This window comes from uncultured Winogradskyella sp. (genome assembly GCF_947498005.1).
Classification (GTDB): Bacteria; Bacteroidota; Bacteroidia; order Flavobacteriales; family Flavobacteriaceae; genus Winogradskyella.
The window spans coordinates 770,147-793,130 of sequence record NZ_CANMIW010000001.1; the positions used below are offsets into that span (position 1 = coordinate 770,147).

General features: G+C 33.3%; 15 protein-coding genes. 11 read left to right on the forward strand and 4 right to left on the reverse strand.

The window, feature by feature from the left end:
• The 5 genes from Q0891_RS03335 to tsaB are packed head-to-tail and all read left to right on the forward strand — an operon-like array spanning nucleotide 1 to nucleotide 5,849.
• Nucleotides 1-1,260 carry an ABC transporter permease gene (locus tag Q0891_RS03335; protein ID WP_299098722.1) on the forward strand — a complete coding sequence of 420 codons (1,260 nt, stop codon included), beginning with the start codon at nucleotides 1-3 and terminating at the stop codon, nucleotides 1,258-1,260.
• Between the two features lie 20 nt (nucleotides 1,261-1,280).
• On the forward strand, nucleotides 1,281-2,441 hold the full coding sequence (locus Q0891_RS03340; protein ID WP_299098724.1) for an efflux RND transporter periplasmic adaptor subunit: 1,161 nt from the start codon (nucleotides 1,281-1,283) through the stop codon (nucleotides 2,439-2,441).
• A 50-nt stretch (nucleotides 2,442-2,491) separates the two neighbouring features.
• The gene (locus tag Q0891_RS03345; RefSeq protein ID WP_299098727.1) at nucleotides 2,492-3,814 is read left to right on the forward strand and encodes a TolC family protein; all 1,323 of its coding nucleotides are present in this window, start codon (nucleotides 2,492-2,494) and stop codon (nucleotides 3,812-3,814) included.
• 2 nt (nucleotides 3,815-3,816) lie between these two features.
• Nucleotides 3,817-5,127: an efflux RND transporter periplasmic adaptor subunit gene (locus Q0891_RS03350; protein WP_299098729.1), complete on the forward strand. Its 1,311-nt coding sequence runs from the start codon at nucleotides 3,817-3,819 to the stop codon at nucleotides 5,125-5,127.
• Between the two features lie 50 nt (nucleotides 5,128-5,177).
• Nucleotides 5,178-5,849 carry a tRNA (adenosine(37)-N6)-threonylcarbamoyltransferase complex dimerization subunit type 1 TsaB gene (tsaB, locus tag Q0891_RS03355; protein WP_299098731.1) on the forward strand — a complete coding sequence of 224 codons (672 nt, stop codon included), beginning with the start codon at nucleotides 5,178-5,180 and terminating at the stop codon, nucleotides 5,847-5,849.
• Here tsaB and Q0891_RS03360 read toward each other — a convergent pair whose 3' ends face one another.
• From Q0891_RS03360 to Q0891_RS03375, 4 genes are all read right to left on the reverse strand, one after another.
• Nucleotides 5,850-6,662 (reverse strand): mechanosensitive ion channel domain-containing protein, encoded by an 813-nt coding sequence (locus tag Q0891_RS03360; RefSeq protein ID WP_299098733.1) that lies wholly within the window; start codon nucleotides 6,660-6,662, stop codon nucleotides 5,850-5,852.
• Nucleotides 6,663-6,745: 83 nt separating this feature from the next.
• Nucleotides 6,746-6,946 (reverse strand): dodecin family protein, encoded by a 201-nt coding sequence (locus Q0891_RS03365; RefSeq protein WP_299098736.1) that lies wholly within the window; start codon nucleotides 6,944-6,946, stop codon nucleotides 6,746-6,748.
• Between the two features lie 74 nt (nucleotides 6,947-7,020).
• Nucleotides 7,021-7,923, reverse strand: a complete 903-nt coding sequence (locus Q0891_RS03370; RefSeq protein WP_299098738.1) for a NifU family protein — start codon at nucleotides 7,921-7,923, stop codon at nucleotides 7,021-7,023.
• A 106-nt stretch (nucleotides 7,924-8,029) separates the two neighbouring features.
• Complete coding sequence (locus tag Q0891_RS03375) at nucleotides 8,030-9,775, reverse strand: hypothetical protein (RefSeq protein WP_299098740.1); 1,746 nt, start codon at nucleotides 9,773-9,775, stop codon at nucleotides 8,030-8,032.
• 280 nt (nucleotides 9,776-10,055) lie between these two features.
• Between Q0891_RS03375 and Q0891_RS03380 the strand changes: the two genes are divergently transcribed.
• The 6 genes from Q0891_RS03380 to Q0891_RS03405 all read left to right on the forward strand — a co-directional run.
• Entirely contained in the window at nucleotides 10,056-13,109 is a 3,054-nt protein-coding gene (locus Q0891_RS03380; RefSeq protein WP_299098742.1) for a choice-of-anchor J domain-containing protein, read from the forward strand.
• A gap of 118 nt (nucleotides 13,110-13,227) precedes the next feature.
• Entirely contained in the window at nucleotides 13,228-17,235 is a 4,008-nt protein-coding gene (locus Q0891_RS03385; RefSeq protein ID WP_299098744.1) for a choice-of-anchor L domain-containing protein, read from the forward strand.
• A gap of 26 nt (nucleotides 17,236-17,261) precedes the next feature.
• Nucleotides 17,262-18,167, forward strand: coding sequence for a type IX secretion system membrane protein PorP/SprF (locus Q0891_RS03390; protein WP_299098746.1), 906 nt, complete (start codon nucleotides 17,262-17,264; stop codon nucleotides 18,165-18,167).
• Between the two features lie 19 nt (nucleotides 18,168-18,186).
• Complete coding sequence (locus Q0891_RS03395) at nucleotides 18,187-20,103, forward strand: OmpA family protein (RefSeq protein WP_299098748.1); 1,917 nt, start codon at nucleotides 18,187-18,189, stop codon at nucleotides 20,101-20,103.
• A gap of 88 nt (nucleotides 20,104-20,191) precedes the next feature.
• Nucleotides 20,192-20,425 carry an SAP domain-containing protein gene (locus Q0891_RS03400; protein WP_299098750.1) on the forward strand — a complete coding sequence of 78 codons (234 nt, stop codon included), beginning with the start codon at nucleotides 20,192-20,194 and terminating at the stop codon, nucleotides 20,423-20,425.
• Between the two features lie 298 nt (nucleotides 20,426-20,723).
• On the forward strand, nucleotides 20,724-22,984 hold a 2,261-nt coding region (locus Q0891_RS03405), incomplete at its 3' end, for a choice-of-anchor L domain-containing protein (protein ID WP_299098752.1).

The window sequence follows — 22,984 nt, forward strand, 5'->3', positions numbered from 1 at the left end:
ATGTTTAGTAGAGACCGTTGGGATGAAATATTAGAAGCGCTAAATGCTAATAAATTTAGAACGTTTTTAACTGCGTTTGGAGTTTTTTGGGGCATAACCATATTAGTTTTATTGTTGGCATTAACCAATGGGCTTAAAAATGGTGTAACAGCAGATTTTGGGAATTTTGCAACCAACTCCATGTTTATGTGGACTCAAGGTACTTCAAAACCTTACAAAGGTTTACCAAAAGGCCGTTACTTTAATTATAAAATTGGCGATGTTGCAGCTATAAAATCAGAATTTCCAGATATAAAATATGTATCGCCTAGAAACCAGTTAGGTGGCTATAATGGAGCAAACAATGTGACAAGAGGTACAAAAACTGGAGCTTACGAAATTTATGGAGACTATCCTGAATATATAAAGCAACAACCTATGGATATTATTCAAGGCCGTTTTATAAGTTATTCAGATATCAATGCAAAACGTAAAGTTTGTGTCATTGGCACAGGAGTAGAAAATGGGCTATATGATAAAGGGGAAGATGTTTTAGGGACATATATAAAAGTAAATGGCGTAAATTTTCTAGTTGTTGGTACTTTTAAAATGAGTAATAGCCAAGGTGATGGTGAGCAAGATGCGAGTACAATTTACATGCCTTTTACAACTTTTGGTCAAGCATTTAATAGAGGCGAAAGCGTAGGCTGGATGGCAATTACAGCTGAAGATGGTGTAAGTATTACAACCTTAAAAGATCAGATTTTCACTTTAATGAAGTCTAGGCATAAAGTAGATCCTACAGATGAAAGGGCTATTGGTCATTTTGATTTGTCAGAACAATTTGAACGTGTAAATGGGCTATTCACAATACTTTCCTTTGTAGGTTATTTTGTTGGCGCATTAGTTTTAATGTCTGGTATCATTGGTATAAGTAATATAATGCTCATTGTTGTAAAGGAACGCACCAAAGAAATAGGTGTAAGACGTGCATTGGGCGCGAGTCCTTGGACTATAAAATCACAAATTTTACAAGAAAGTTTAATACTAACAATACTGTCTGGTATGGTTGGAATTTCGTTTGCAGCTTTAGTCATTTGGGTAATGAATACCATTTTAGATAATGCTGGTCCAGTAGATAATTTTGCCAATCCTAGTGTGAGTATGCAAGTTGTATTTACAGCGCTAATAATACTCGTAGTGTCTGGCGTATTAGCAGGATTAATACCAGCCAATAGCGCAACAAAAATGAAACCAGTTGACGCGTTAAGAATAGAATAAATTTATATCAATCAATAATCATGAAAAGAACTAAAACCGTAATCTTACTAATATTAATTGTTGTTGTATTTGGAGCTGCCTTATTTTATTTGTGGCAGAAGAATCAAGAAAACCCAATCACGTATACTTCAGAAACACCAACTGAAGAAACTATTATTGTAAAGACAGTGGCAACAGGAAGTATTGTGCCGAAGGAAGAAATATTAATTAAGCCAAATATTTCTGGTGTGATTGAAGAGGTGTTTATAGAAGCTGGCGAATATGTAAAACAAGGTGATTTAATTGCTCAAATTAAAGTTATACCAAATGCTTCGAGCTTAACAAGTGCAAAAAATAATATTGCGACTAACCAAACGGCATTACAAACAGCAAAGATTAATTTACAAACACAGCAATCTAATTACGATAGGCAAAAAGCTTTATTTGATAAAGGTGTAATATCTGCGAATGATTTTGAAGGTGTAAAGAATTCATATTTACAAACAAAACAAAGCGTTGAGCAAGCCAAAATTAATGTCAATTCAGCAAATCAGAATTACGATATTATAAAAACAGGAACGACTTCAGGATTGGGTAACATAGCTCAAACTCAAGTCAGAGCTACAGTTTCTGGTATGGTATTAGACGTTCCGGTAAAAGCAGGTAACCAAGTTATCGAAGCTAATAATTTTAACGAAGGAACCTCAATAGCATCTTTAGCAGATGTACAACAAATGATTTTTGAAGGTAAAGTAGACGAAAGTGAAGTTGGTAAAATAAAAGAAGGTTTGCCATTAGAGATAACAGTTGGAGCCATTGAAGATAAAAAATTTGATGCTATTTTAGATTATATTGCGCCAAAAGGTGTCGCGGAAAATGGTGCTATTCAATTTGAAATAAAAGGCTCTCTTAAAAAAATCGATTCTACATTTATTAGAGCAGGTTTAAGTGCCAACGCATCTATTATTTTAGAAAAAGCAGAAAAAGTTTTAGCAATAAAGGAAGCACTAGTTCAATATGATAAAGATACTCAAAAGCCTTACGTAGAGATTGAAGTTGGAGATCAAAAATTCGATAGAAAAGACGTAGAGTTAGGCGTAAGTGATGGCATTTTTGTTGAAGTGAAAAGTGGTATCACTAAAGACGATAAAATAAAGGTTTGGAATCAAATACAAGGTATTCCAAAATACGCTCAAGAATAAATTACATTAATTGTGTAACACTTTAAGTTTTATATAGACAAATAAGCATCATGAAAAAATCAATCGTAATAATTTTAATTCTTTGTGGCGTTTTTGCACAAGCACAAAATAAAAAATGGACGCTCAAGGAATGTGTAGAATATGCGCTAAAAAATAATATTTCAGTTAAGCAAAGCGAGTTAGATTTGTTAGCTACTGACATAGAAAAATTAACTGCCGTTGGTAATTTTTTACCAAGTATCAATGCAAGCGGTAGTGTTTCAAAAAACACAGGTTTGAGTTTTGATCCTACAACAGGAAATTCATCTACAACGACGTTTCTCTCTTCTTCTGCCAGTGTGAATTTAGGGTATAATTTATTTGACGGTTTGCAGAATATTAGACAAGTACAGCGCGCCGAAATTTCAAAGTTAGCGGCTCAATATAGTTTGTCAAAAATGAAAGATGACATTTCGCTTTTTGTTGCAAATGGCTATATCACAGTAATTTTAAACAAAGCGAATTTAGAAGTTTTAAAATCTCAAAATGCTGTAACTCAAGAGCAAATTGAGCGTACAACTCAATTAGTAGAAGCAGGATCTTTACCTCGAGGTGATCTTTTAGAAATTCAAGCTACAGATGCTACAGAAAAGCAAAATATTGTAAATGCAGAAAATACAATTCAGATTTCATTAATAAACTTAGCACAGTTATTATTAATTAAGGACTATGAGAATTTTGATATTGAAGATGAAGGTTATGATATTGTAGATGAAGGTATTTCTAATAAATCGGCTACTGAAATTATAGAAAATGCTAAAGCCAATAGATCTGAAATTAAAATAGCAGAACAATCTGTTGCATTAGCAGAGAAAGATATTCAAATAGCTAAGGGATCTTATTGGCCAACATTGAGAGCTTTTTTAGGATATGATACAAGATATACTGATGCAAGCGCAATACCATTTAATGAGCAGATCTATTTAAATGATGGTATTGGTTATGGATTAAGTCTTAATATTCCTATTTTAAATGGATTTTCTGTTAAAGGAAGTGTACAGCGAAGTAAAATTAATTTGAAGCGTGCAGAATATCAATTAGAGCAAGAAGAATTAAATTTAGAATCTACAGTATATCAAGCCTATGTTGATGCTAAAGGTGCTTTAAAATCATTTGAAGCTGCAACAAAATCATTAGAGTCACAAGCATTGGCTTATGATTATGCAAAAGAGCGATATGATGTTGGTTTAACAAATGCCTTTGATTTTAGTCAATCTAAACAGCGATTTGATAATGCAAAAATTCAAGTCAACCAGGCAAAATATGATTATATTTTTAAGTTGAAGGTTCTGGAATTGTATTTCGGAATTCCTGCAACTGAATTAAAGTTTTAATTATGAGTAAGAATGTAAAAATAATATTAGTAGTTGTAGTTGTTTTGCTTTTAGGTTTATTAGCAGGATCTAAAATGGGCTTGTTTGGTAAAAAAGGCAATTTTAAAGCAGTTACAGAAAAAGAGGTAACACTTAGAGATATTATAGAAACCGTATCTGCAACTGGAAAAATTCAGCCAGAAGTTGAAGTGAAAATCTCTTCAGAAGTTTCTGGTGAAATACTAGAGCTTCCTTTTAAAGAAGGGCAAGAAGTTAAAAAAGGAGATTTATTGGTGCGTGTCAATCCAGATTTAATTCAATCTGCAGTGAGTCGTTCTCAGGCATCTTACCAAAATGTAAGAGCAGGTTTGGAACAAGCTGAAGCAAACTTAAAGCAATCTAAGGCAGACTATGATAGAAACAAAACACTTTTTGATAAAGGTGTAATTTCTAAAGCAGATTGGGACCGTTCTATAGCTACATATGAAACAGCAGTTGCTGGTAAAAACTCAGCGTATTATAATGTGCAAAGTGCGGCCGCAACTGTAAATGAGGCTAAAGATAATTTAAATAGAACTACAATTTATGCGCCGATGAGTGGGACTATTTCCCGTTTAAACGTGGAGTTAGGAGAACGTGTAGTAGGAACTCAGCAAATGGCAGGAACCGAGATTTTACGAGTCGCTAACTTAAACAATATGGAAGTTGAAGTTGATGTTAACGAAAATGATATTGTAAAAGTAAATATTGGTGATTCTACAATTGTTGAAGTAGATGCATATTTAAAGAAAGAATTTAAGGGTATTGTAACAGAAATTGCAAATTCAGCAGAAGGAACTTTAACAGCAGATCAGGTGACTAATTTTAAAGTAAAAGTTAGAATTATTGAAGAGTCTTATAAAGAATTAACTGAAGGTAAACCTGAAACATATTCGCCATTTAGACCTGGAATGACAGCTACAGTAGATATTATAACTAAAAAACAAAGCGATGCTATTTCGGTGCCAATTAGTGCTATTGTTATAAAATCGGATACAAGTTCTACTAAAAAACCTTTTGATAAAATGACTGAGGTTAATACAGGTGATTCTGCTGATGAAGAAGAAAAATTTGAATGTGTCTTTGTCAATAATAATGGAAAAGCAAAGTTAAAAGTTGTGACTACCGGAATTCAAGATGATACAAATATTGAAATTATTTCGGGCTTAAGTAAAGATGATAAAATAATCACAGGACCATATAACATGGTGTCTAAAAACTTGAATCCTGGGGATTTACTAGAAATAACAAATAAGAAATCCGAAGGCAGTTCTGAGAAGCGTTCTGAAGAATAATTTATTATTATTGTAATCTAGATAGTTTACCAACAACCAATACAACTAACATGGCATTAGTGCTAAATATAGAAACGGCAACTACCAATTGTTCAGTCTCTCTTTCTAAGGATGGAGAGACTTTAGTTTTAAAAGAAGATAATAGTCTAGGCTATTCACATGCAGAAACTTTGCATGTCTTTATTGATGAGGTTTTTAAAATAGCAAAACTAAATCCTTCAGATATAGATGCAGTATCAGTTAGTAAAGGACCAGGTTCTTATACAGGTTTACGTATTGGTGTGTCTTCTGCAAAAGGTTTGTGTTTTGCTTTAAATAAACCTTTGATATCAATTTCTACATTAGAGAGTTTAGCCAATCAAGTGAAAATCGATGATGGTTTAATAATACCAATGTTAGATGCAAGACGAATGGAAGTATATTCGGCTATTTATAATCAGGATTTAGAATTGGTAAGAGAAATTAAAGCAGAAATACTTGATGAAAATAGTTATTCTGAACGTCTTGAAAAGCAGAAAGTGTATTTTATAGGGAACGGTGTTCAGAAAACAAAAGCGCTTATTAAACATCCTAATGCTGTTTTTATAGAAGGTAAACTACCTTCAGCTAATGAAATGTCTTTACTCGCCGAAATAAAGCATCAAAAAAGCGACACCGAAGATGTCGCTTATTTTGAACCTTATTATTTAAAGGATTTTGTAGCTTTAAAAAAGAAGAAATAATTAACCTTCTTTTTGAATCTCTACAGCATGAGGATAAGGTATTTCTATACCAGCAGCATCCAATGCAATTTTTACGTTTTCATGTGTTTCAAAGTACACATCCCAATAATCGGCAACATTCGCCCATGGTCTTACCGCAAAGTTTACTGAGCTATCTGCTAATTCAGATACATTTACCGAAGGAGCAGGATCTTGAAGTACTTTTGGATTAGAGGTTAATACTTTCATTAAAACGTCTTTGGTTTGTTTGATATCAGAATCATAACCAACACCAAATGTTAAATCAACTCTCAGTTTACCTTCGGTAGAATAATTTACAATATTACCATTAGATAGAGCGCCATTTGGTATAATGACTTCCTTATTTGTTGGAGTTAAAAGTTTAGTAGTGAAAATTTCAATTTCTTTAACCACACCAAGCTCTCCTTGCGCTTCAATTAAATCTCCTATTTTAATAGGCTTAAATATCATTAATAAAACACCTCCAGCAAAGTTACCTAATGAACCTTGTAAAGCTAAACCAATCGCTAAACCTGCTGCAGCAATAATAGCAGCAAATGATGTTGTCTCTACACCTACTGTACCTAATACAACTATAATTAATACAACTTTTAAAATCCAACTAATTAAGTTCGTTAGGAATTTCTTTAAGCTTTCGTCATAATCTCCTTTGTTTAATGCTTTTTTAACGCCTTTAAGGAGAATTTTAATTACCCAGCTACCAATAATCCATATTGCTATAGCGCCTATTACTTTAGGTCCATATTCAATAACAAATTTTATGCCTACGTCAATCCATTTTTGTGTGTCCATGTTGGTTTAATTAATTTTAGTTAATAAAAAACTCGGAAAAGTGATTGTCCGAGTTGTATTTTAAGGGTTAATAACATCTTATATTATTTAACCTCGAAAGTTAATTTTAAGTTGACTCTAAATTCAGTTACAGTATCATCTTTAACAATAGCACTTTGATCTTGTACATATACAGATTTAATATTCTTTACTGTTTTAGACGCTTCTTTTACCGCTTTTTTGGTTGCATCTTCCCAACTTTTATTTGAGTTAGATAAAACTTCAATTACTTTTAATACTGCCATTATTTTTAAATTTTTAAGGTTTCTACAATTAAGACACTAAAATTTAGATGATGTCACTTAATTATTAAAAAATTCTAACCATTAATGGCATTTACCGTAATAGAGTTGTCATTTAGCATATCTTTTAGCATAGTTTCTATACCATTTTTTAGTGTGAATGTAGATGATGGACATCCACTACATGCACCTTGTAATAATACTTCTACCTTTTTTGTGTTTTCGTCGTAAGATTTAAATTCAATATTTCCACCATCACTTTCAACTGCAGGCTTAATATATTCTTCAAGAATGTTTACAATATTTTTTGAAACATCATCTAAAGCTTCAAATTTTTGCTCTACAGCTTCCTCAGTTTTGTTAAGTTGTTGAGGTGCGTTATCGTTTAAAATTGTTTTTCCTTCTTCAACATAAGATTTTAAAAACTCTCTTAACTGAATTGTAATATCTTCCCATTCAATAATATCAAACTTAGTAATTGATATAAAGTTCTTTTCCATAAATACATTTTTTACAAATGGAAATTGAAAAAGAGCAGTAGCTAGTGGTGAAGGTTTGGCGTCTTCTATAGACGTAAATTCATATAAACTAGGCACTAAAATTTTATTGCAAACAAATTTTAATACTCCAGGATTAGGCGTGCTCTCAGCATATACTGTTACGGCTGCCTTTGGTTTAAAGGCCTCTTCAGTAACAACAACACCATCATTAGATAAATAGTCTTCTATTTGAGTAGCAACTTCGTCTTGCACATCTTCCCATTCCACAATGTTATAGCGTTCAATAGCAATAAAATTTGAAGCGATATATACTTTTTTTACAAAAGGTAGATAGAATAGTTGTTGTGCTAATGGAGAGTGCTTAGCGTCATCTATATTGTTAAATTCGAAACTATTGTGATTGGTTAAAAATCGGTCTGCTTCAAACTTTAAGATCGTGTCGTTTGAAGTCGGAATAATAGATATTTTAGTCTGTGACATCTTTTATTTGCAAAAATATGAAATATCACACTGATGTGATTAGACTTTTAACTTAGTTTTAATGAGATAGTACAATTAACATATTCTTTTTTTGTTTAAATATAGTTTACTCTTTTGCTAACTGGTCTAAGAATAGTTTAAATGACATTTCTGGAGGTATGTTTAGCTTTTTCTTTAATCTACTTCTTGCCACTTTTACTGTATCTGGTGTTACATTTAAAATGCTAGCTGTTTCTTTTATTGATAAGTTTAATTTTGTCAGTAGACAATACCTTATTTGAGTGTCTGATAAATTAGGGTATTTATCCATTAATTTATTAGCCATTGTTGGATATTCAGATTCTATTCTTTTTGTTATAATAGACATATCTGAAGCGGATCTAATAAGGTCGTTTATTTTTGATTTAGCTTCTTCTAGTTTTGGGATTTTAGGGTGTTTAATAAGGTTTAATTCGTCTTTTATTGTGTTTAGTGTTTCTAAGCGTTGAGAAACCGCAATTGCAGATGCTTCCAATTCGTTTTCTCTAAGTGTTATTTTCTCTTCTAATAATTTTTTTTCATTCGTTTTTAGTATCTCAATTACTTTCTCACCTTTTCTATACTTTCTAAAAATGAGGATGCTTCCAAGTAATAGAATTATACTTATTAGGGCTGTGCTAATATTATAAAGGTAAAGTCTTTGCTTTTTGTTTTTTTCCTCCAAAAGTTGCACGTCAAAAAGCATTTGTTGGTTTTTTTGTTTTTCATTAAGAAGTTTTACGTTTGATTCTATGTAGTTAGTTACGGCCTTTTTTTCATTTGAACGAATGCTGTCAACTAAACTGCTCTTCTTTTTATAGATTTCTGTTGCATGTAGATACTGTTTATTTTCTGTATAATACAAAGCAAGTCTGTCATACACGTCTTTTCTAGTTTCTAATCCTGTAGAATATTCTAGGGCATTTTTTCTATATGTAATAGCATTTTTTATATCACCAATAGCATGGTAATAAGTGCTTAAATTAATGGTGTTATTAAACAGGAGCTGATGTAGGTCGTTTTTAATGCAAAATTCTCTAACAGCTAAAGCAGAATCTATTGCTTTATGTGCGTCGCCTAATCGAAAATAATCATTAGCTAATCTATTTTTTGTCCACCAAATCTCTTTTATATCATTTTCTTTCTTTGCTAGTTTTAGAATTTCTTTATGAATTGGAAAACTTTTTTCTGGCATTTCTTTTTGTACATAATTACCTGCAATATTTTGAAGCAGTCTAACTTTTGTGAAAGCACCTATGTTGGTGGTGTCTTTTAAAAGTGGTGTTAAAACCTCGAGAGCCTTATCAAATTGTGATTTTTGATAATATATTTCAGAAATCGAAGTGTAGTATGCAAAGGTCAATTTAATATCCCCTTCTGGTATTAGTGGATGTACTTTAAAATAGCTTTCTAATCCTTGTTCTGGTAAGCCAAATGCATTTGCTAATAATTGTCCTTTGTTTAAATAGTAATTAGGGAGTTCTAATTCTTTCAGCATTACAGTGTCTTTCGGTTTATTGTATGTCGCTATTTTTGTTTCAAATAGATCTGCGTAATATAAAACACTATCCAAATTCGCATTTTTATTTGCACCATGTAGCCACATTAACGCTTTGTAAGTCGCGGCTATTTTTTCTTCATATTTAGTTTTAATGGATTGTTTAAGTACTTTATGATGCACTGCAAATGCTTCTTCAGAATGTTGACCATAATAGCGTCTGTGAAGACTGTCTAATTCATGCGTGTTAAGGTCTTTTTCTTGCGCATATAATGTTGTGCTAAATGTAATAGTTAATATTAGTATGCTTATTTTTTTTATAGCTTTTGTAAACATAATTGCGCTTTATTATTTAAAAAAAATCATTGAATTCAGGTTGTATTTGTGGTAATACTCTAAATATTATAAATATTCAGGGTTAATAAATAACGCCCTGACTAATAGTATTTTATTGTTTATGTTATTAGGTGATTACCTTTTGATAACCTTAAAAAACGTGTAATATAAAACATATTTATCAACTTTAGCTTCTCAAGTTTTAAAGGTTTAGGCTTTTTAGCTGAAGTTCCTTCATCTTTTTAACAAAAAAAACACTAATTAATTAATTCTAACCTTTATGAAAAAAATTACGTTACTATTTGTTGTAATGATTGCTTTTTGTTGGCAATCTAATGCACAATTTACAGAAAGCTTTGAAACAGAAATTCCCGCAAGTTGGACCGTTTTAGATGAAGCAAGTACCAATACATGGGTTTGGGATGATACACCAGAAAGCGATGGTGCACAAGATGGTTCTGCTATTGCCAGAATTTCTGCTGGTACTGACAGTGCTAACGATGATTATTTAATTACACCTCAAATCACTGTTAATTCAGGTGTAAATGATAGATTGTCGTTTTATGTACGCTCAAGAAGTGGTTCTTTTTTAGAATCTTATGAGGTATTGTTATCTACTACGACAGCTGCAGCATCTGAATTTACAGTGGTTTTACAAGCAGAAAGCCTTGCGCCTGAATTATGGACCAATGTTATTTTTGATTTAACAGCATATGTAGGTCAGTCAATATATGTGGCAGTAAGAGCTAAATCATACGATGAATGGGAGTTACATGTTGATAATTTTGTTAACGATACATTTCCTGCTTGTAGAGAGCCTTTAGCATTTAATGCTTTGAGTATTGGTAGTACAACCGTTAATTTAGAATGGACTGAAGATGGTTCAGCTACGTCTTGGAATATAGAGGTTGTTGATATAACGGCTGGAGAATCGTCAACAGGAGTTGCAACAATTACTGGAGTTACTAATTCTTATATGGTAACTAGTTTAATGGCTAATAATGAATATGAATTTTATGTACAAGCAGATTGTGGTACTGTTGGACCATCTTTTTGGGTAGGTCCTCTTACTCTTACTACTGCTTGTGATACTTTTACTGCGCCTTTTTCTGAAGGTTTTGATAATGCTGATGCCATTCCAGATTGTTGGTCAATGAGTGGTGGTGAAGATTGGCAATTTAATACGTCTGGTCCAAGTCATGTTGGTGATGGTGGCACATTAACAGGGAATACATTTTCTGATGGTTATTATGCTGCATGTGATGCTTCTAGTGATCATGGTCCAAGGTACTTAGTGAGTCCTTTAGTAGATATAAGTACACTTGCATCGCCAGAATTACGATTCTATGAAATTAGTGATGCAGAGGATTCTGACAATGCGCAATTAGATGTGGAAGTTTGGGATGGTGCTGCATGGAATCTTATGGCCACCTATAACAGTAATACTTTAGGTTGGGAATTAAAATCAATTGATCTAAGTGGTTTATCATTTACTGGACCAGCACAAGCTAGATTTACGTTTTCAGAACCTAATGGAGGTAATGATGATGATATCGCTATTGATGATGTTACTTTCGATGAGCCTATATCTTGTGTAGCTCCATCGTTTTTAATGGTTTCTAATATTACAACGACTACTGCAGATTTAGCTTGGACTGAGAATGGTACAGCTGCTTCTTGGAATATTGAAGTAGTTGATGTTACTGCTGGTGAAACTGTAACTGGTGTGGCTACAGATTCAGTTGTTACAAATCCATTTGGGTTATCAAGTTTGCAGTCTAATACTACTTATCAGATATTTGTTCAGGCAGATTGTGGTGTTTCTGATGGTACTTCTTTCTGGATTGGACCAATTGAGTTTACTACAGAGTGTAATGCATTTACTGCACCATATACTGAAGGTTTTGATAATGGAGGTGATATTCCAGATTGCTGGAGAATGTCTAGTGATTCAGGAGAAGAAGAATGGTTTTTTCAAACATCAGGATTGGGACACGTTGGAAATGATGGTGTCATAACAGGAAGTACAGCTAGTAACGGTTATTATGCAGCTTGTGATGCGTCAGGTAATCATGGTCCTAGGTATTTAGTTAGTCCATTTGTTGATGTAAGTACACTTGCAGCACCGGTTCTAAGTTTTTACGAAATAAGTGATTCTGAAGATTCTCTAAATGCACAATTAGATGTTGAGGTTTGGGATGGAAGTTCTTGGAATCTCATGGCTACTTATAACACAAATACAGTTGGTTGGGAATTAAAAATTATTGATATAGCTGGTTTAACATTTACAGGTCCAGCACAAGCTAGATTTACGTTTTCTGAAGTTTTAGATCCAGGTGATTTTGATGATGATTTAGCAATTGATGATGTTTCTTTTGAAGAAGCGCCATCCTGTATACCGCCTTCAACGCTTGCAGCATCAAATATTACAACGACTACAGCAGATTTAAGTTGGGCTAGTGGTACAGCAACATCATGGAATATTGAGGTTGTAGATGTTACTGCAGGAGAAACCGTAACTGGTGTTGCTACAGCTACAGGAATTTCCAATCCTTATAACCTAACAGGTTTAGTTGCTGATAATAATTACGAGTATTACGTTCAAACAGATTGTGGTGTAGATGGTAATTCTTCATGGGTTGGTCCTTATGCTTTTGCGACAGCAATTATTCCGCCTTCTTGTGGTGGTAATTTTACTGATTCAGGTGGAGCTAGTAATGATTATTCTAGTTCAGAGTTTACAACAACTACAATTATGCCAGATACTGCAGGTGAGGCAGTGACTATTACATTTACTTTTGTCGATTTAGAAGCAGATGATTTTGATATTGGAGATCAAGGAGGATGTTATGATTACTTAACTATATATAACGGTCCCGATAATACATATCCTGTTTTAGCGCAGACATTATGTGGTCAAGAAAGTGGAAACGGAACTTTACCTTCTGTAGCATCTAGTGTGCTTAGTGTAGGTGATTCTTTTACGTCTACAGATGTCTCTGGTGCATTAACTATTGAGTTTAGTTCTGATGGTGGTATTGAATATGGTGGATGGGTAGCTGATGTAACTTGTGCTACTTTAGGAATTGACGATATAGATAATCAAAGCACATTCACTTACTATCCTAATCCAGTTAAAAATACGCTAACATTAAATGCTATAAATACTATTGATACTGTAAACGTGTACAATATGTTAGGGCAACAAGTATTAGAAAAGATGCCTAATGCAGTTAATAGCGAGTTAGATTTATCAGGTTTACAAACAGGTACCTATTTTGTAAAAGTTTCTATTGCTGGTGTTGTTAAGACTATTAGAGTAATAAAAGATTAAATATTGCTGAAATCAATAACGGAAAGCCACTGATTTTTTGGGTGGCTTTCTTATTAATAAATACACCTTAAAGAAGGTGTTAATTATATTATTTCTGTTGAATTAATAAAAAAATGAAATGAAAAATTTAATCCTAACATTTAGCTTAATTATTGTGTGTATGCTATGTAGCACAAAAGCTTTAAGTCAAACAATCAATCCTCCAGTAGGTGTAACTTGTCCCTCTAATAATTCTTCTTTTGTATTTGAAGCAGAATTTGATGATTACAATGGTTGGACAGGTGATTTAACAAATACAAACAACGGAGGACAATGGGAAGTGCCAGGTAATGCAAATAGTTCAGGTACAGGACCAGATTCTGCGTATAGTGGTGCTAATTATATGAATTATGAAGCTTCGGGTAATGCACAACTTTTATCCGCTTCAGCAATTAGTCCTGTTATTGATCTTACAACTGCAACAGATGAGGCAGAACTTTCTTTTTATATGCATGCCTATGGTGAAGGTATGGGAACTTTAGAAGTTGGAATTTCTAATTCAATTTCTGGGCCATTTACTAATCTATTTACATGGAGTGGTCAGCTACAAACTTCAGGTGGCGAACCATGGGTGCCAGTAGGTGTTAATTTAGATTCATATTTAGGGCAATCCATATATTTAGAGTTTAAACAAACTAGAACAGATAATTTTAGAGGGGATATGTCAATTGATTTAGTGCGTGTGGAAACGTGTGGTTCAATCTGTGCTTCTCCTACAGTATCTGTTGATGGCGTAGACTCTGATGATATAAGTGCATCAGTAGATTTTTCTTGGATTGCTAATGACAGTGAAACGTCATGGGAATATGCAATACAAATTGAAGGTACTGGTACACCAACATCAGGTACAACATCATTAGTGCAAAATGTTACAGAAAACGGATTGTTATTTGGTACAGATTATGAAGTCTATGTTAGGGCAAATTGTACCAATGGAAATAGTATTTGGGCAGGTCCTTTACTTTTTACGACACCAATAAAAACAGATTTTATTATAGATTGTTCAGCTGGTCCTATAACAGAAACAATGTGTTATGGAGATAATGGTGTTGTTAATCCTGAAATTTTCACATTTACCAGTATTGATGGTTCAGCATTAACATTGAATTTTTATTCAGGATTTATTGATGAAGGTTGGGATCCACTTGTTGTTATAGATACTGATGGAACTTTTATTGTGCCTTATGATGATTATTTTTTCGGTAATGAAGGTAATCTTTCAGGTCTTTCATACACATCTACAGGAGATACCATATCATTTTATATTGCGTCAGATGATTTTGTGCCAAGTAGTTGTGCAAATGGAGATGCTCCTATGAATGGTGGAATTACTTATACAGTTGCTTGTGCAACATGTACCAATTCAGAAGCGACATACACTATTGTTGATGATTGTGATAACGGTAGTCAATTTCTAATAGATGTTAACGTTACGTCTTTAGGTAGTGCTACATCACTTACTATATCTAATAATGTCGATACCAATACAGCTACTATTAATGCTATTGGTACCTATCAAATTGGTCCTTTCCCTTTCTTCACAGATATTATATATACATTAACTAATAATCAAGATGCTAATTGTGTTTTTAATAGTTTGCCAATATTAGTTAGGAGTTGTATTCCTGATAATGATGATTGTGATTCGGCAACAATAGTAACTGTTAATACAGATGACTCATGCACAGAGCTGGCTTATGGTACAATTTTATCGGCAAGCCCTTCTAATGTGGCAGCGGTTTCTTGTGATGGTGATGCAGATGATGATGTGTGGTTTCAGTTTGTTGCTATTAATGATACGCAAATAATTGAGTTTTTAAATATTGTTGAAAATGATGTGGCGTCAGGTCTCAATCATGCTGTTTATGAAGGTTCTTGTGGTGCTCTAAATGAGCTATATTGTATGGATGGTGGTCCTAGTGTAACACCACAATTAGTCATTGGTGATACTTATTATATAAGAGTATTTTCAGAAGGTTCTGAGGATGAGGATGTAAGTTTTGATTTATGCATTAGACCTGGATTTAATAGTATTGAAGTAAGTGATAGTGCTTACACTATAGAAGAATTGGTGCAAGATGTATTATTCGCTAGTGATTGTGCTAACGTATCAAATATTACCTTTACAACAGGTACAAGCTTTGACCCTTTTAACCCTAACGGAATAGGTTATTTTTCAATGGATGGTGATCAGTTTCCTTTTAGCGAAGGGTTATTGCTAAGTACTGGGCATGCGGAAGATGCGGCAGGCCCCAATGATGATACAATAAATTCATCAGGTAGCCAATGGGTTGGTGATACTGATTTAGATACTATTTTAGGAGTCGATTCTAGAAACGCTACGATTATAGAGTTTGATTTTGTGCCATATTCTCAAAATATAAGTTTTGATTTTTTAATGGCATCGGAAGAATACAATGGTGGTAGTTATGAGTGTACGTATTCAGATGCTTTTGCTTTTTTCTTAACGGATTCTAATGATAACACAACTAATCTGGCCGTTATTCCAAATACTACAACACCAATTTTAGTAACAACGGTTCATCCTAGTAATGATGATTGTCCTGCTATTAACGAAGCATATTTTGGGGAATATACACCTGACAATTTACCACCAATGGATTATAATGGTAGAACGGTAGTTTTTACAGCTCAATCCGCAGTTAATATTGGAGAAACTTATCATATAAAACTTGTGGTTGCTGATGATTCAGACTCACAATTTGATACTGGGATCTTTATTGAAGCAGGTAGTTTTGAAATTGGAGAATTAACTCTAGGAGATGATTTTACAATAGACGCAGGTACCGCAAGTTGTTTAAATGAGCCTGTAGTTTTAGATACACAAGCTCCAAATTTAGAGCATGTTTGGTATAGAGATGGATTACTTATTTCTGAAGAGTCAAGTTCTATTTTAACGGTTAGTGAGCCAGGTGTTTATACAGCTCAAGTAATATTTTCTAATCAATGTATTATAAGTGACGAAATTACTGTAGAGTTTTTAGAAACTCCTATTGCAAATCCGGCGAATGATTTATTAGAGTGTTCCGCAACAAACCAAGCATTCTTTGATCTTACAGAAAATAACCCTTATATTTTAGGTAATCAAATTGCTTCAGAATATACTATTACATACCATTTAAATGAGCAAGATGCTATAGCTAATTCTAGTCCATTACCTACTGTTTATGAAAATGTTTCAGACCCTCAAATTATTTATGCAAGAATAGAAAGTAATACTTCTGGTTGTTTTGCTACTACGTCATTTTTTATAATACTTACTAATCCTAGTCATATAGCAGAAAGTGTAGATTTGTTTGGATGTGATAATGATGGTGATGGCGTTGCGAGTTTTGATTTAGAAGCACATAATGTTGATATCCTAAATGGTCAAGATGAAACACAGTTTTTAGTTTCTTATTACCTCTCAGAGGCGGATGCTATTGCTGCAATAGGAGCTTTGCCTGATTTATATGATAGTTCTGGCGAAACTTTATATGTTAGGATGGAGTCTGTTGATTTTACAGATTGTTTTGTTACTAATAGTTTTAATTTGATAATAGGTGTAGATCCTATTACAAGTTTTTCTTTAGATATTGAATATGAAATTTGTCCTAATGCATCTTCACCATTTATTATTGATGCAATTCCAGAAAATTATGCTGCATCTGAAGTGACAGTTTATTGGTATCGTGATGGCGGTATTATTTTAGATGAGAACACTTTAAGTCTTCCCGTGTTGGAGGGAGGTTTGTATGAGGTTGAGGTTGTTTTTAATGATACAGGATGTTTTGGTTTGAGTGAAGTGACAGTTACTGAGTCAGGTATTTGTGTATTCCCACAAGGCATATCACCAGGTGTTTCACCAGGACAGAATGATAATTTCGATTTAAGAAGTTTCAATGTTACAAAACTGGAAATATTCAATAGAAACGGAACATTAGTATATTCTAAAGACAATTACACTAATGAATGGTATGGCCAAACAGATGATGGAGATGAGCTTCCTGTAGGAACTTATTTCTATACTGTTATTTACGAAGGAGGCGCTAAGTCAAAAAGTTCTTGGGTATATATTAACAGATAATCAACTAACAGAATCAACTTAATATAATGAAAAAACTCTCTATTATAGCGGTTTTGCTTTTAGCATTTCAAATGCATGGGCAACAAGACCCTCAGTACACGCAGTACATGTATAATATGAATATCATTAATCCTGCTTATGCAGGATCAAAAGAAAATCTTTCTTTTGGATTATTATACAGAAACCAATGGTCTAAAATTGATGGCGGACCAGAAACGGGAACGTTCTTTGGGCATGCACCAATAGGTAATAACCTCGGACTTGGTTTATCTGTTATTGCAGATCAAATAGGACCAGTAAAAGAAACGAATACTTATGTAGATTTATCATATACATTAGAATTAGGTGGTGAACACAGACTGGCATTTGGTATTAAAGCTGGTGCAACATTTCACGATATTGGTTTAGCAGGTATTGATGTTATTGATTCAACTGACCCTTTCCTAAATCAAGATATTAACGAAACAACCCCTAATATTGGTGCTGGTTTCTTTTATTATACAGACAAATACTATGTGTCTTTATCTGTACCTAATCTATTATCTTCAGTACACTTAGATGATAGTGGTCTTAAAATTGGCTCTGAAACACAACACTATTTCTTAACTGGTGGTTATGTGTTTGATTTATCTGAGAATACAGAACTTAAACCTTCTGTAATGATTAAATCTGCCTTTGATGCACCAACATCTTTTGATGTTAACGTTAATGCTAGATTTTATAAAAAGTTTGAAATAGGAGCTTCTTACAGATTAGATGATTCCTTTTCTGCATTGGTGAATTTTGCATTAACACCATCTTTAAGAGTGGGTTATGCTCATGACTTTATTTCTTCGGATATTAAAGCCTATGCACCTGCATCTCATGAGGTCTTCTTATTGTTCGACCTTAATTTCCCGAAACGTGTTTCTCGTTCACCAAGATACTTTTAATCAGTTAAGCTAAACAATTATGAAAAACTTTAAAACATTATTATTGATTACGTTGATCAGTAGCTTTTGCTTAACTGCTCAAAATAGCAACACTAAAAAAGCAGATAAGCATTTTGCAAGATTTGAATTCGTAAAAGCGGCTGAAAGCTATTATAAATTAGTTGAAGACGGTAAAGCTGATGCTTACGTTTACGGTCAGCTTGCAGAGAGTTATTATAACATCTTTGATACAGAATCTGCGGAGCGTTACTACGCTAAAGCATTAGAAACTTCAGAAAAACCAGAGATGGTTTATAAGTATGCTCAAATGCTTAAAGCAAATGGCAAATACGCTGAATCTAATACACAAATGGACAAATTTGCGACAATGCGTCCTGCAGATGATAGAGCTATGGCATATAGAAAAAATCCAGATTACCTTCCTAAGATTTTAGAACAAGGTAAAAAGTTTAATGTTCAGAATGCTGACTTTAACTCTACTCAATCTGATTTTGGTGGAACACTTCAAGGTGATAAATTATACATTACTTCGGGACGTAATGATAGTCGTAAAACCTATGGTTGGAATGATCAGCCGTTTTTAGATATCTATACGATTACTAAAAATACAGATGATACTTACCAAGAAGCTGTTTTAGCCAATAACAAAGTAAATACAAGATTTCACGAAGGTTTAGTGTCATTTTCTCCAGATGGCAACACTATGTATTTCTCTAGAGAAAGTTATTTTGAAAAAACTTATGAAAAAGATTCTTTAAGCAATACACGTTATAGCCAATTGTATTTATTTAAAGCCACTAAACTTGGTGATGATTGGGATACTATAGAAAGTTTATCAGTTAACAGTCAAAACTATTCTGTTAAAAACCCAGCGGTTAGTGCAGATGGTAAAACAATATATTTCGCATCAAACAAACCAGGTGGTTATGGAGACTTTGATATCTACAACGCTGAAATCAATAACGATGGTACTTTAGGTGAGGCTGTAAATTTAGGTCAGAAAATAAATACGGAAGGACAAGAAATGTTTCCATACGTAAGCAGTACAAATACACTTTATTTTTCTTCTAACGGTCACTTAGGATTAGGTGGTTTAGATGTGTTTTACACTAAAGAGATTGATGGTAAGGTTGCTCCAATTAGAAATGTTGGTATTCCTATTAATAGTAATGCAGATGACTTTGCGTTTATCATTGATGAAGAAACTGGTGAAGGGTTTGTCTCTTCTAACAGAGAAGGTGGTAAAGGAAGTGATGATATCTATACGTTCAAAAAATTACAACCTTTATGTGATGTGATGATTACAGCTACTGTTTTAGATGATAAAACAAGAGAACCAATTAGTGGTGCTGCTGTTTCATTATACGATGATGAAGGTAATAAAGTAGTTTCTAAAACAACGAATGACCAAGGTATTGCTGAATTTATTGTGGAGTGTGAAAAAGACACGGAACTAGAAGTGGTAATGGAAGATTTTGAAAGTAAAAAAGTACAAGTAAAAGGAACTACAGATGAAGAGAATAATGTACAAATTTCATTAGACCCTATCGAGAAAATTATTGAACCAGAACAAGTTGTTCTCGCTCCTATTTACTTTGAATTTGATAAATCTAACATCACTGCGCAAGGCGCATTTGAATTGGATAAATTAGTACAAGTAATGAAAAAGTATCCTGAAATGGTTATACAAGCAACGTCTCATACAGATAGTAGAGGGCCAGAATCTTATAATGCCAACCTTTCTAATAGAAGAGCAAAAACTACAGTACAGTATGTGATTTCTCAAGGGATTGAAGAAGCGCGTATCTCAGGTATGGGTAAAGGTGAATCTGAACCTAAAGTAGATTGCTCTAATGGTTGTACAAAAGAACAACATGCTGAAAATAGACGTTCGGAATTCTTAATTGTAACGGATGCAGTACAGCAACAATATTAATGAGAGTGAGAAGTAAAAAATGTTAGTAACGCTTAGGATATAGTTCTTAAAGCATATGCGTTTGTTTAAATTATAAAATTAAGTAATTATGTTTTATCAAACAGAGCAACCTGATAATAAGGTTTTAAAAACAAACCTTAATTACAGCTGTTGCTTAAAATTTGAATTAATAGAGTTTTGCAAAGAAAATGGATTGTCAACGCAAGGCAGTAAAGATTGTTTAAAACAGAGAATAAAAAGTTTTTTAGATAAAAAAATGAAAGACGATACAAAGCTGACTTCACTTAAAAATAAGCGTCGTACAATTAAGAAAATTATCTAAATTAAAGAACTTAAAAATAGATAAGGTATCAGGTCTATATGTTTTAGATCTGTATACCTTTTTTAGGTTTTTTGTTAATATTTAATAGGATTTGTAGAATTTGAAGTTAAAATACTGTAGATAATGTTAAACTAATATTCAGTATGTCGGCTTTTTTTGTAGTTAAACTTTATTAACATTCTTGTCAATTGAAAAATTAGTCTTGATTCATGTATTTTGGTTAAATTCCCAACTTAACACTTTACAGAGTGTTTTATAGGTTCTAAAAAGAAACAATTATTTTTTTAAAATTCAATTCATGGTAAAAAAAATACTATATCTCATAATAATTTTATCTTCTTTTTTTGGTTATGCCCAAGATATTTCGATGCAAAATGGAACTGTAAGCAAGTGTGCTCCTGATAGGTTTTTCGATTCTGGGGGAGAATTTGGTAATTATTCAAATGATGAGGATTATACTATTACAATTTGCCCTCAGAATGACGATGAATTTATTATTGTAAATTTTTTAGAGTTCAGTACACAACTTAATCAAGATATTTTATCTATTTATGATGGAGATGATATAACCGCTGACTTAATCGGCTCATATTCTGGAGTTGTCTCTCCTGGTAGCGTGTCTGCATCAGATACAAATGTGTCAGGGTGTTTAACATTTGTATTTACCAGTAATGGTTCAGGTAATATTACAGGGTGGATTGCAGAAATATTCTGTGCTGCACCTTGTCAAGATATTATGGCTTCTATAGATAGTACAACTCCAGCACCAAATGGCTCTGGAGTTATTGGGATTTTGCCAGGCGAAACAGTTAATTTTTCTGGTAGTGCCATTTTTTCTTTAGATGGTACAGGTGCAACTTACACATGGGATTTTGGAGATGCAAATACAGCAACAGGTGAAAATGTTTCTAATCTTTTTATGTCACCAGGAACTTACACAGTGACACTTACTGTTTCTGATACTAATCCGCAAGGTTGTAGCGATACAGCTTCAATGTTAGTTTTTGTTTTGGGACCAAATGTTGTTGTGGATCAAGATACTTTTACAACAGAAGAATTAGTAGAGGATATTTTAATTGATAGCCCTTGTGCTGCTGTATCAAATATTATATCATCAACAGGAACAACTTATAGCAACACAGAGCCTAATGGTATTGGGTATTTTTATAGTAATGGCTTAGATTTTCCGTTTGAAGATGGAATTTTACTTACAAGTGGAGATGCTAGTCAAGCAGGAGGACCAAATACCTTTTTAGGAGATGGATCTGGAGCATGGCCAGGTGATGCTGATTTAGATACTGCAGTTGGTATTAACTCAAATAACGCATCATTTATTCAGTTTGATTTTATACCTACTGCCAATAGCATTAGTTTTGATTTTCTAATGGCTTCTGAAGAATATGATATGGGAAGTTTTGAGTGCACTTTTTCTGATGCCTTTGCTTTTTTATTGACCGATTCATCAGGAAATACAACAAACTTAGCTGTACTTCCCAATTCTACAACGCCAATATTAGTAACTAATATTCATCCAGATAATGGAGCCTCGTGTGGAGGAATAAACGATCAGTATTTTGGTGCTTATACACCAAATAATGGACCTCCAATTTCGTTTGATGGAAGGACTATAGTCTTTACAGCTCAATCAGCTGTTGTTCCTGGAGAAAGTTATACTATTAAATTAGTGATTGGCGATGATAGAGATAACAATTATGATTCAGGCGTGTTCATTAAGGCAGGTAGTTTTAATTTAGGTGGTAATTTAGGTGATGATATTACTATTGCTGCTAATACCGCGGAATGTTATGGTTCAGAAATTGTATTGGATTCTGGTTTAGATGCAGCAGTGCATGTTTGGTATAAAGATGATGTTGTAATTGATGGTGAAACTACTTCAATTATTACGGTTACTGAACCTGGTGTTTATTATGCTGATTTTGATTTTTCAGGTGTTTGTACTGGTTCTGCGGATCCAATTTTAATAGAATTTAGAGAAAATCCAACGGCTAATCCAGGTTCAAATTTAGTAGTTTGTAGTGCAACTGGTACAGACGAATTTTATTTAACGGATAATGATGATGATATTATAGGAGATCAAGATCCAACAGAGTTTATGGTGTCTTATTTTTTAACAGAACAAGACGCTATTGATAATGTTGGCGCATTAACAAGTCCTTATACAAATACATCTAACCCACAGACTATTTGGGCAAGACTATCGGATAATTCGGCAACTTGTGTAGACTTTACATCCTTTACGTTATCAGCTGCTTTTCAACCCACAATCAATCCAGTTTCAGACTTAGAGTTATGTGATGATTCGAGTAATAATGGCTTTGAAGAATTTGATTTAAGCACACAGACGGCGTTAATATTAGGAAGTCAATCGTCTACAGATTTCACGGTTAGTTACCATTTAAATTTTGAAGATGCAGATTCAGGCGATAATGCTTTACCATTATTATATACCAATACAGTTAACCCAGAGCCAATATTTGTAAGAGTAGAGAGTTCAGGAGACTCAAGTTGTTATAATGCGTCAGCAACGGCCTTGTTTGA